The 12,438-nt window shown below is 47.9% G+C and carries 9 protein-coding genes and 1 pseudogene; 6 read left to right on the top strand and 4 right to left on the bottom strand.

The window, feature by feature from the left end:
- Positions 1-283 precede the first annotated feature (283 nt).
- The 6 genes and pseudogenes from CWC22_RS09280 to CWC22_RS09305 all read left to right on the top strand — a co-directional run.
- Positions 284-826: pseudogene (locus CWC22_RS09280) on the top strand (transposase); the annotation flags it as partial.
- Positions 827-955: 129 nt separating this feature from the next.
- On the top strand, positions 956-1,927 hold the full coding sequence (locus tag CWC22_RS09285) for a transposase (RefSeq protein ID WP_195879864.1): 972 nt from the start codon (positions 956-958) through the stop codon (positions 1,925-1,927).
- A gap of 245 nt (positions 1,928-2,172) precedes the next feature.
- The gene (locus tag CWC22_RS09290) at positions 2,173-2,649 is read left to right on the top strand and encodes a DUF2846 domain-containing protein (protein ID WP_138538311.1); all 477 of its coding nucleotides are present in this window, start codon (positions 2,173-2,175) and stop codon (positions 2,647-2,649) included.
- Between the two features lie 191 nt (positions 2,650-2,840).
- The gene (locus CWC22_RS09295) at positions 2,841-3,137 is read left to right on the top strand and encodes a hypothetical protein (RefSeq protein WP_125559357.1); all 297 of its coding nucleotides are present in this window, start codon (positions 2,841-2,843) and stop codon (positions 3,135-3,137) included.
- 846 nt (positions 3,138-3,983) lie between these two features.
- Entirely contained in the window at positions 3,984-6,761 is a 2,778-nt protein-coding gene (locus tag CWC22_RS09300; RefSeq protein ID WP_138538310.1) for a collagenase, read from the top strand.
- Between the two features lie 90 nt (positions 6,762-6,851).
- Positions 6,852-7,619, top strand: a complete 768-nt coding sequence (locus tag CWC22_RS09305) for an amino acid ABC transporter substrate-binding protein (RefSeq protein ID WP_138538309.1) — start codon at positions 6,852-6,854, stop codon at positions 7,617-7,619.
- A gap of 77 nt (positions 7,620-7,696) precedes the next feature.
- On the opposite strand, the gene CWC22_RS09310 is transcribed toward CWC22_RS09305, so the two are convergent.
- The 4 genes from CWC22_RS09310 to CWC22_RS09325 form a co-directional block, all read right to left on the bottom strand.
- Positions 7,697-8,137, bottom strand: a complete 441-nt coding sequence (locus CWC22_RS09310) for a VOC family protein (RefSeq protein ID WP_138538308.1) — start codon at positions 8,135-8,137, stop codon at positions 7,697-7,699.
- A gap of 95 nt (positions 8,138-8,232) precedes the next feature.
- The gene (locus CWC22_RS09315; protein ID WP_138538307.1) at positions 8,233-10,191 is read right to left on the bottom strand and encodes a pre-peptidase C-terminal domain-containing protein; all 1,959 of its coding nucleotides are present in this window, start codon (positions 10,189-10,191) and stop codon (positions 8,233-8,235) included.
- A 21-nt stretch (positions 10,192-10,212) separates the two neighbouring features.
- Positions 10,213-10,893 carry a DUF1566 domain-containing protein gene (locus CWC22_RS09320; protein ID WP_125559368.1) on the bottom strand — a complete coding sequence of 227 codons (681 nt, stop codon included), beginning with the start codon at positions 10,891-10,893 and terminating at the stop codon, positions 10,213-10,215.
- Entirely contained in the window at positions 10,890-12,305 is a 1,416-nt protein-coding gene (locus CWC22_RS09325) for an ethylbenzene dehydrogenase-related protein (RefSeq protein WP_230090634.1), read from the bottom strand. Before CWC22_RS09325 ends, CWC22_RS09320 begins: the two co-directional genes overlap by 4 nt.
- Between the last annotated feature and the right edge of the window lie 133 nt (positions 12,306-12,438).

The raw sequence follows: 12,438 nt of genomic DNA on the forward strand, positions 1-12,438 counted from the left end.
GGACACCCACCTGAAACTGGCGTTCGGAATGTAGAACAAATTCAGCAGGGTGTTGTGGGCTTAAGCGTTTTATTATTGCATTGCTTATTACTAATGCACTCTTGGAGCCTAGCTTGGTTATATGCACTAGCCGTGTTGCTCTTTCCATGATGACATTCAGTGCACGACTTTTTGTGCTTGGACACTATGGAGTAGACAAACTAAGACACCCACCCGAAACTGGCGTGCGGAATTTACGCCGTCTACCTTTAGGTGATACTCAATGGATTGAGGAGGACAAATTATGCCAACTGCAAGGAAGAAGCAGGTCAGCTTATCAGACACTAAGTACTACCACTGCATATCCCGGTGTGTTCGCCGGGCATTTCTGTGCGGCAAAGACTACGTCACGGGCAAGTCTTATGAACATCGGCGAGACTGGGTTGAGGAAAAATTACTGACCCTTGGGAAGGTGTTTTGCATTGATGTGTGTGGTTATGCCGTTATGAGCAATCATACGCATATCGTGTTGTATGTGGATGATAAGAAAGCGCAAAGGTTATCAGATAAAGCGATAGTACTTCGCTGGCATAAACTGTTTAAAGGTAGCTGGCTGACACAAAAATACATCAATGGTGATGAGCATAGCGAGTCAGAGCAAAGTTTACTTGATGCAGACATCAATGAATTCAGAATACGCCTTGCGAGCATCAGCTGGTTCATGCGGGTGTTGAATGAAGACATTGCCCGCAAGGCCAATAAAGAAGATGGTTGTACAGGCCGGTTTTGGGAAGGCCGATTTAAGTCACAGGCCTTACTGGATGAAGCAGCGCTGGCAGCGTGCCTCGAACAAACAGAGACACCCACCCGAAACTGGCGTGCGGAAAGACAAACAGAGACACCCACCTGAAACTGGCGCGCGGAATGTACGCGGTCTACCTTTAGGTAATACTCAAAGGATTGAGGATGAAATATTATGCCAACGGCAAGGAAGAAGCAGGTCAGCTTATCAGATACTAAGTACTACCACTGTATATCCCGGTGTGTTCGCCGGGCATTTCTGTGCGGCAAAGACCGCGTCACGGGCAAGTCTTATGAACATCGGCGAGACTGGGTTGAGGAAAAATTACTGACCCTTGCGAAGGTGTTTTGCATTGATGTGTGTGGTTATGCCGTTATGAGCAATCATACGCATATCGTGTTGTATGTGGATGATAAGAAAGCGCAAAGGTTATCAGATAAAGCGATAGTACTTCGCTGGCATAAACTGTTTAAAGGTAGCTGGCTGACACAAAAATACATCAATGGTGATGAGCTTAGCGAGTCAGAGCAAAGTTTACTTGATGCAGACATCAATGAATTCAGAATACGCCTTGCGAGCATCAGCTGGTTCATGCGGGTGTTGAATGAAGGCATTGCCCGCAAGGCCAATAAAGAAGATGGTTGTACAGGCCGGTTTTGGGAAGGACGATTTAAGTCACAGGCCTTACTGGATGAAGCAGCGCTGGCAGCGTGCCTGGCGTATGTTGACCTGAACCCAATCAGAGCCAAAATGGCAGAGACACCGGAAACATCAGACTACACCAGCATTAAAAAGCGTATTGAGCATGCACAGCAAGGAAAGCAACCCAAAAGCCTACTGCGTTTTGCGGGTAACCCAAGAAAGCACATGCCCAAAGGACTGCCGTTTGAACTGACCTATTACATTCAGCTGGTAGAGCTAACAGGCCGATGCATGCGTGCAGATAAGCGGGGTTGTATCAGCGATAGTCAGCCACTGCTGACACGATTGAAAATAGAGCCAGATAGTTGGCACAAGCTTACTACGCAGTTTACGAAAGTCTTTCATGGTGCGGTAGGGCGAAAGCAAGCGGTGACAGATTACTGTGAGAATCTTCATAAAAGGCGACGCGCCAACTTGGCTCAGTGCGAGCGATTACTGGGTTAACACCTTTCCTTAAATACCATCTCGATTTATCCAAGCTCAGGTTTGGGTACGTTCTCGTATTGTCCGAATCTGATTATTCTTCAGGGTTTCGTGCTTACACGTATGACTTTTAATGCTCAGAGCTTATAGGAAGCGTAGCATTTGATGGTCTTGCATTTCTTTATTGAACCTGCCCACAATTGGTCCGTGAATTTATTGGTGGGTGTCACTTATAATTTCCTTCTAGATTTATATAAAGGATAAAAATGAGAGTTCTAGCAGTAATTATAGCCTTAATGATTCAGGGCTGCGCAAGTACAGGTAAACAATCAACAGGCGCTGCATTTCAAATGCACGAACAACCTTCCAATGGCAAATCTATAGCTTATTTCTTTCAACCAGACATGGCAGGTGTTAATTCCTGTTTACTAGTTGGTGTCGATGATATTCATAAAGGTTGTATAGGTTACCCTGGTTTTGCGAAAGTGGAAATTGACCCAGGGACTCGCAAAATATCATTTACGCCTAATGCTCTGATTAAGATCGCTAACCTGTCTTATGAATACAATTTTGAACCAAACAGGGTTTATTACTTCGAGTACCAGCATTTTACTAGTAAGGCAGCTTCTGAGAAAGCAGTTGAAAGTCATTACAACATGATACTTGGATATCATCTAGGTTGGGTATCGCTTGAAGAACAAGAAGCACTATTAAAATTGAAAAACCTGAAGGCATGGAAGTGAGTAAACATAACAAGTTACTCAAAAGGACGTATTCGTCCTAACTCATTCCTGACCAAAAAAATGTTAGAGCGGCCGTCCGCTGCTCATTCACCCAAGCACCCACCTACATACTTTGAAACGATTTGTCATACTCATCTGGACCCACCTTTGCTACACTTCCTGAATCGTCGTCATCGCATATTGGAAGTTTTATGTTTTCTCTAATCAAAGGGTTATTGTTTAAGTCTCTGAAGCACCAGGCGGGCCGAAAAGTGGCTGATGCTGTTGTTGAAAAATGTGTTCAGCAGGGCATGGAGTATATGCGTGGGCGAGGTGGTGCAGCGCCACAAAAGGCCAGCGAGCTGGACGGATTGATTGTCGGGCTCAATAACCTGACGGCCAGGCGATTGCCTGATGGTCAATACCCGATCAGATTAGAGCATCAAACCCTGATAGTTACCATTGAAAACCATGGGATTGTATCTATTACGGAGTTACACACCGATTAGTAAAGACCAGGCAGAGCTTTGATTTATTTGAAGTTAAACACAGAAATAGATTGTAATACTCATGTCTGATCGCTATGTAAGTATTTGAAAATGTTTGAAAAGTATTAACCATCTACGAAAGTTGTTAGCCTGAGTCAGCTGTAGGCTTAGTAAAAGGTTTACTTTTCCTCACCGGTGTTTAAAGTTGCGCGCTATACAAGCTGAGGAACAGACTCCTGGCATCGTGCCCCACTTCGTACGCTGGCGCGCAAAGAGACTTTGGGTGTCTTCTCTGAGTTGTCAAATTGAGTGCCACTTTACTTGCCAATTCTGCCAAACCATATGGGTAACACCAGGGCCTCTCAGAAAGCACCGATGTTTATCGGGCACTGTTGAGTTGACCCAATCTACGCGCCCGTAACGTGAGCAGCATGCGTTGATACTTCACTCATATTGCTGCAATCGCGAAACTTTCTCAATCTGGCATGCCATCTTCGGCCTGTTTAACAGCCAGCCTTACGGCAACGTACCAGACATTCTGGCTCTACCTGTTGCACTTCATTTTGAGTATTGGTTAACAAGAGGCGGTTAAATAGCCACCTGTGGTTCAGCCTTTGTTGATGAATTTGCTACTAATTTTTTGCTCTTTTGTCTGTTTTATGAGCAAATTCGCGGAGTTAAACATTTTTATTCTTTTCATAAAACCGATAACTTTCTGACTTAAATGAATAAATTATGCTTAAAAGGAAATGCTAGGTGGTATATTCAATAAAATTATATAAATTATATTGTATACACTGTGTGCGTAGTGTTAATAATATGTCACCTCTTCTGGGGTTTGGATACACATTTTAAAAAGGTTGAATTATGAAAATAAAAGCAATACTCGCTGCGCTTCCCTTGCTCTGTGCAAGTGTAGAAGCCGCACAACAACAGATTGAACGACACTTTAAACCACTGAGTGTGGCCGATCTGCAATTAGCACATGGCGATGAGGGTCATAATCACGCCGCACAGGACAACGCGCCAACAGCAGCACGTGACACTGCGCTGCATTCACATTTGCCCGTGATGATGCAGATGGCGTCTGGGCAGGTTGATCTTGCCAGTGGCTGTGACTTAACCGCATTTGCTAACGCGAGTGCATCGACAATCGTGGCACAGATCACGGGGCAGGGTGCAACCTGCGTTAATGATCTGTTCAGTGCGCCGTCGGCGACTCAGGTGGCGACTTTTACATCGGCCAAAATGTTGGCCGCGGCGCAGCAAGCGACGACTCTGTCAGGTAGCTATAGTGGCGCCGGCAGCAGTGAGCTGGAAGCGCTGTTTTTGTTTATTCGTGCGGGTTTTTATGTGGAGTTTTACAATGACTCCGTGAGCTTCGATCCCACAGTGCAGAGCACGGTTCGAAGTGCCCTCGATGCCTTTGTGAATAACCGTCATTTCTATGACAACAATGATGCGCACGGAGAAGTGCTGAGTGAAGTCATGACGACGATGGACTCTGCCGAGCTGCAGCACGTTTATCTGCCTGTGGTCAAAGCCTGGTTATCTCGCTGGAGTGAAAGCTATGCAACGAGCTGGCATATGCGTGGTGCGGTTAATGGGATCTTCACAATTTTATTCCGGGGTCAATGGAACAGTGATTTCGTTACGCTGGTTGGTAAAGATACGGAACTGGTTAGCTTACTGGCTAATTTCACCAAGCAAAGCTGGATGGTGGGATCTGACGCAGAATTCATGATTATTAACGCGGGCAGAGAACTTGCCCGACTGAAAAACTATCAGGGTACGCCTATCCAGAGCGCGGTTGATACAGCCCTCAAAGCGCTGTTTTCGACTTATCAGAGCTATGGTTATGGGGATGGGATCTGGCTTGGTGCCGCTGATGTTGCGGCCTATTACGCGGATTGTAATGATTTTGGGATCTGTGGGTTTAAAGAGGAGCTGACCAACAAGGCCTTGTCACAGACCTATCAGTGCAGCAGCACAATCCGTATTCGATCTCAAGATATGACTCAGGCACAACATCTGTCAGCATGTGACACTATGGCAGCGGAAGAGACTCGCTTCCATACCATGCTCGAAACCAATCAAACGCCAGTTGCTGATGACAACAATACAATGCTACAGGTGAACATTTTTAACAGCAGCAGTGACTACAAAAAGTATGCTGGACCAATTTTTGGTATTGGCACAGATAACGGCGGTATGTATCTGGAAGGCGATCCGAGTGTGGTTGGCAACCAGGCAAACTTCATTGCCTATGAAGCCAGTTATGCTAAGGCTGATCACTATGTCTGGAATCTGGAGCACGAATACGTGCACTACCTGGATGGCCGTTTTGACCTGTATGGTGATTTTAACGCGCCAACTGAGGCAATCGTGTGGTGGAGCGAAGGGGTTGCAGAGTATGTGGCAAACCTGAACGACAATCAGCGTGCCATTGATACAATTAAAGACGGCAGCACATATCAGTTAGGCGAAGTATTTGAAACCACTTATGATGGTTTTGACCAGGATCGTATCTATCGCTGGGGCTATCTGGCGGTACGCTTCATGATTGAAACACATAAAGATGAAGTCAATGCAATGCTGGGGGAGACGCGGGTTGGTAACTGGAGTGCCTATAAAACGCGTATGAATAAGTGGGCCGCACAGTACAGCAACGAGTTTACTCAGTGGACACAGCAACTGGCCGGGGACACCAATCAGGCACCAACAGCCGTGATCAATGGGCCTTATCAGGGTACCGCTGGTTCAGCGGTCAGCTTCAGCAGTCAGGGCAGTTCAGATCCTGAAGGTCAAAGCCTGAGCTATTTGTGGCAGTTTGGCGATGGCGCGCAGAGCACCCAGGCCAGCCCCACACATACTTACGGGGATGCCGGAAATTATACGGTGACATTAAAAGTAACCGACAGTGAGGGATTGGCACATCAAGTCACCACTCAGGCCGTGATTGACGCAGATCAGGGGATCACTGAGCTGCAAAATGGTCAGGCAGTGCGTGTTGCTGGCGCTCAGGACGAACTGAAGTACTTTAAAGTCCAACTGCCGGCCGGGGCAACTGATCTGACGGTGAGCACTAGTGATGGCACGGGTGATGTTGATTTATACCTGAGCCATGGTCAGCAGCCAACGCTGGACACTTACGATTGTCGACCTTATGTCGGCGGTAACGCTGAGCGATGCGATGTTGCGACACCGCAGACCGGAGAGTATTACATAATGCTCAGAGGTTATAACGCATACACTGATGTGAGCTTGGTCGCAAGCTTTACAGCACCGGTAGCGGGTTTGCCGGATACTTGCGTGGACCAGGGCAGTGTCTCTGGTGGCCGACTATCCGCTGATCAGGCGGTTTGCCTAAGTGATCAGGATCCTATGTGGTTTAGCCTGGAGAATGTGAGTGGTCAGCAGAGCATTCGCATTGAAACTGCACATGGCAATGGTGATTTGACGCTTGAGTACAGTAATCAGGGCTGGCCTGACGGGAGCAATGTTGACGCTCGCTCCGAGCGCGCAGGCAATGGTGAATGTATCAACCTCAGCGGGCAAAGCCAGTACTGGGGATATTTGAAGGTGAGCGGTGCGCCAAGTGGTGCCACTATCCAGGTTACTTATAACGATGGCTGGTGTAACTAAGGTTAAGACTATTTAATAAACGTGCTTGAAGGTTGGAGAGACAGGCTCTAGATTTAAAGGGTCTTCTCCAGCCTTTTGTGGCAGCTATTTGTGAAATTAAACCTGTTGATTAATGGCCTTATCTTACTTTTATTCAGTGTACTATTGCCGTCGCATGCAGCAGAGCGGCTGAACATCTATGTCTACCACAATAAACCGCCTTACATCATGAATCAGGCAGAGCAACGCGGCTTGTATTTTGACTTTGTAGCCTTACTCAATGCGTCTCAGTCTCACACCCGTTATAAGCTGGTCTACCTGCCACGCAGGCGTATTGAACGGGATCTTAACGAGCAAACTCTCGATGGTGCTGTATTGGGGGTTCACCCTGTGTGGTTTAAAGACCCCGATAAATCACGTTATTTGTGGAGTGCTGCCCTGATGTATGACACCGATGAATTTGTCTCTTGTGCTGAAAACCCCTTTGAATACGATGGCGCGGCTTCTATGGCCAACAAAAAGTTTGGTGGCATTTTGGGTTATCATTATTTTCGCACGGTTAAGCCGGTAAAAGCGGGGGCGCTTGAGCGCGTTGATGCAAACAGTGAAGAAGGTTTGTTGGAGCTGGCACTGAGAGAGCGTGTTGATTTTGCGATTGTCAGCCGTTCAACACTAAACTACTTTATCAAAAAGAATCGCTGGCAGGACCATTTCCACCTGTCCAAACAACCTCATGAATCTTACTATCGGGCGATGCTTTTACCAAAACAATTCCAGCCTCAGTACGACAGGTTATTAGCCATACTCAGTGATCGAGAATTTCACAACAAGCTGACACAATTATTAAGCCGTTATCAGATAGATGCAGGTCCGGGTTGAGTCTTGCGCGTTTATATCGGGCTCAGGTTTTGAACCCAAATTTATCAATTAATGACTGTCACTAAGACAGAGCAGCTTTACCAGCTTCCGGTATTTTCCATGCTTAGCCAGGGCTCTTGCGGTGGCAGCGGCTCACCTTGTTGCAACAACTCAATGGAGATACCATCGGGGGATTTGATAAAAGCCATGTGCCCGCATCTGGGAGGGCGATTAATAGTAACGCCCGCCGCCTGAAGCTTTTCGCACAGCGCGTAAATATCTTCTACGGCAAAAGCTAAATGCCCGAAGTTGCGCCCGCCAGTGTATTGTTCAGTATCCCAGTTGTAAGTAAGCTCAATGGTGGGAGAAAAGTGCGTTTTAGCGTCTTCCAGCTGGCCTGGTGCAGCCAGATAAACCAGTGTAAAACGGCCTTTTTCACTGTCTTTACGTTTTACTTCCACCAAACCCAGTAGATCACAGTAAAAATTTAATGATGCGTCGAGGTTCTCGACCCGAACCATAGTATGCAGATATTTCATAAATTTGCCCCTTTAAAGTCAGGACTGAAAGATAAGGGCATATCGAGAAAAATCAAGGAGAGCAGGGGGATTGCTCTCCCGATTGCGTCAGACTATCAATACTCTGCGGTCAATGTGACATCGCTGAAGCCTTTATAGGCTTTCACAGAAATATGCCATGTACCGGTTTGAGGTTGAGTTTGTGTGCACGTTTCGGCATTGCCATCTTTGTATGGACGGCAATCGTAACTGGATGAGGTTGGCTGGGCGCCATAACGAACATACAGATCGGCATCACCGCTGCCGCCGGAGGTACTGACGGTGAGCTTAGTGGCACTGGCTGGCACATCAAAGGTTTTATGGATCCAGTTGCCTGTTGTTGCATTCAACCCAGTCCAGACTTGTTTATTACCATCTCCCGGTGGGGTGCCCAGATCATATTGGCCGACTATGGATACACCGGAAAACGCCTGATAACCTCGGACCACGATATAATAAGTGCCAGCTTGTGCCGGGTTGATACTGCAACTTTCATTATTACCATCTTTATATGGGCGGCAATCATACGTTGAGGTAGTGGGTTTTTGAGCAAAGCGTACATAAAGATCGGCATCGCCACTTCCACCACTCATGGTAAAGCGCAGATTACTTGCTCCTTCTGGTACAAGCATGGTAAAGACCTTTTCACTGTCAGCGGCGCCTGACAGGTTACCGACAGGCTGGCCGTTTTGCAGCTCATTGCCCGGGTCAACCGGGCCACTGTCTCTGTCGATGATTGACAGCGAATTGGCGGCGCGCTTGAGTGTCATGGTTTCTCCAAGCTCACTGGCATACCACCAACTGATATTGGCAGGCAGCGCCAGCGCGTCGGCAGCACGTTGTTCGCGCGTGAGCGTATCTGCGCCAGCTGTGAATTGCGCGGTTTGTACTTTCAGGGTGTCGGGTGCAACACTTAGTACTTTAAACTGTTGAATGCTGGCTAAATCAATCGTCCAGCTTTTTGGGTCGTTGGCAGAGCGTGCCGGGGCACCCCAGCTGCCTTCACCCACATACACGGTACCGCCTGTGGTGGTTTTGGTAAATCCGGACCCAGAAGGCTGTAGAGCTTCGGTCAGCTTGTTGATGTGTGTATCGGATTCCACGACCAGGTTCATACCATGCTGATAAAACAAATCAGCCCACCAGGTATGCAAAATCGTATTGTCTGACTTACCAGAGTAATGGGGGTACATGGGTTTATGGTATTGAGCAATGCGCCACTTGGTGCTAGCGCCATTACTTTGCAAGTCTTGTTTCAGCCAGTTGTTCATAGCCGTCGCATAGGCAGACCAGCCGCTGTCTTTATACTGACTGTTTAGGGTGTAAACACGCAGGAGGTTAGCAATATTAAAGGCACCATAGCTGTCTTTATTGGTGCAGGCTCCATCTTTGTCAAAGTCTACGCCGAATACCTGACAAAGCGTTTTAAAGTTGTCACCTTCGTGGTTACCAAATGTGGCAACAAACGGGTAAATTCGTTTATAGTTTTGCCCGTCGATCACGTCGTTTGAAAATGTCAGCTGCCAGTCTTTGAGGTACTCTCGCATTTCCTGAGCTGAATTGGCATTGGTATAGTCACCACCATGCATGATAAACAAAGGGCGGATCTTTGCGACCAGTTCGTTGCCTTCACGTCGAGTCGTCCAGCCTGTGCGGGTGTCTCCGCCAGCGATGGCGACAAACCCTGTGCTAGTTTGAGGGGCAGTCTTAAACCATAAGCGCTGGCCACATCCGGTGCTGTCGCATACGCGATAGTAAATAGTAGTATTTGCACTTAGTCCGGTTAACGTCACAAACTCGCTTTGCAGGCTCCCATCAAAAACACTCGTGGCTGTCGGTTGCACTGTGGTCCAACTTTGCTCATTCGTCGTTGTGCCATATTTAATGTAATGGTTACTGCCGCCAGTAGGGGTATACCCCACAGTGGCCTGATGACTGGGGTTAGTGTCCCAGATCAGACGGTGATAATCACTGGCGCTGTGGGCAGTGGTGGCATATAAAGCAACCGTGGTGAGGCCCGCTAAAAGCACTCTCATAGACTCGTTTCCTGTTGTTGGTTAATGGGTCACGCCTTTGAGGCGTGTAGATCTAAACTCCGTTGGTAAGTCGGCCACCAGTAGCACAAACGCTGCGTTACGGTAGGGAAGTGGGTACTGCTCCCCGGTATGAAAGTTGACCGCGGTCGCACCTTGTTTAAAGCGTTGATAATGGCCTGAAAGAGGCTGTGAATGATCCGCACTCCAGTAATCACCATGCTTCATATGAGGGAAAAAGTCCTGAGCGATATGCACATGTCCCGGGCGGGCCGGGTTCTGCAGCAGGCTGCTTAATTCACCACTGGTAGGCAGGCGCCAATGTGTCAGGCCACACAAGGCTGTCTGCCTTGCTCTGTTGATCAGATCCTGGGTGTCACATCGCGACGATTCGAAATAGCAATCTCCCAGGTTCGCTTCGCCTCTGGCCTGACTTTGTATGCTCTCGTCAGATGAGATGTACCAGGAGTAGGTCCAGTAGCCATCATGAATGTTTTCACTGTCGGTCTTAACCTCCCATATCAGGTCTCGCTGGGTATCTAACACACAGGACCAGGGGCCCTGCCAGGGAGATAATGGATGACCTGATCGATCCAGTTTAACAAACCTTGGATGAGGCTGGACGACCGGGCTCAAAGGTTCTATCCACAACAACGAGATAACAATGACAGCGGTCGCCAATGACATTAATAGACGTGTGATCATAGCGGGTACCTTAAGATGGCTGGACGAATGTGGCGGGTGTGTGCCACCTGAGCATGGTCAAAAGCCGAAAACCACATGCAAGTACCACTTTCAAGCGGCACATCATGTATAGAGCCGGTGTTATGCTTTCGCACTAATTCAAGGGTCCAGATACCACTGTCCCAGCTACCTCGTGCTCTGACATCGGCTCGGTCTCCCTCGAACCGGTTAGAGCGGTACAGAATAGATGAGAGCTTGCTTCCGGGTAAAAACATATCCTTTTTTTCGTGATAGGGCGTGCTGCCAAACCAGGGTAAGACGTTCAGATGCACATTGCCTTTGTGTGGTAACCGTTTTGGGATAACGGTCCCTGGTGTGTACCACTGCCAGTTCATCACATAAGCGCCACTCTCTTTGCCATCAGGCTGATACCCGGCGGTATAGCGGCGTTGCCCTTGCTGCACCAGGGCCGGTGGACCAAAAAAATTATCATCGGCTTGATACATGTCATTGGTTCGCACCGCTTTCCAGTGCCATAAATCCCGTATTTCACCATCCATACTGGCGTGGAAACCTTTGCCGTGCCAATTAGGTGGCTTGCTATCTAGGGGTCGGTGGCCCAGATAGGTGGTATTGTCAGCCCCACCAGAACATGAGCGGGAAAGCATCACAGCCAGTTTGTCTTCGTAGAAAGTTCGCTCGTCAAACTGGTAAAAGCCATTTTGTTGGATTTTCCAGCCGGCCTTGGTTTTTAATAAAGGTAGGTGGTTGGTGCTCATGCTGGGATCGGTCCAACGTATCAGGAAATAGCTTTCATATTGATTCGCCAGTGCCTGCACGCGAATGGTGCTGCGGCCGCCGTTAAAGTTAGCGCCGCCATGGGTTTCTATGGTGTAAACAGGTGCTCTTAACCAGTGCGCCTCATCACCGTGCCCATCTATGTCAATGAACTCACTTGGACTCAGCGACGCGACTTCAAGTGTGTCTGCCGAATAGCGAATACCGGCATACAACAGAAGACCTAGTGTGCATACAGAGGTCAGGATAAACACACCTTGTTTCTCAACGCGAGAGGGGAGGAGCGCAAATAAAACGCGCTTGCCATACTGAATGAAGTAAATCCAGCCATGGATGAGCAGGTAAAGTAGCAATAGCCACATACTGAAAAAGTGCAGTGGCTGCATCTGCGCAACATATATACCGGCCCAGAGTAACCAGCCTGAACACAGCAGGCTTAATATAATCAGATACCCCAGACGGTTAACCCAAAGGTGATATTGGTTTGGGTTGCTGCGGTAGGGTCGCCACAGTGAAAGCAACAAAAAACAGGTCGCCAGTACACTGAGGATACTGGCACTGGCTATATGCCAAGGGTATAAGTCGCCCTCAGGCAGCAGTGGGCTAATGACCATCAGCCAATCTTGCGTTAGCAAAGAAAATCTTAAGCCGGTAAGCAGACTGCAAACCACCAATAAGATGACCAAGGCATGAAGAAGGACAAACGTGACTCTACGCATCGTAAGTTTTGTTATTCGTATGTTTAAATAGTGTAAACATAAAGGGTTG

Source organism: Pseudoalteromonas rubra (assembly GCF_005886805.2).
Lineage (GTDB): Bacteria > Pseudomonadota > Gammaproteobacteria > Enterobacterales > Alteromonadaceae > Pseudoalteromonas > Pseudoalteromonas rubra_D.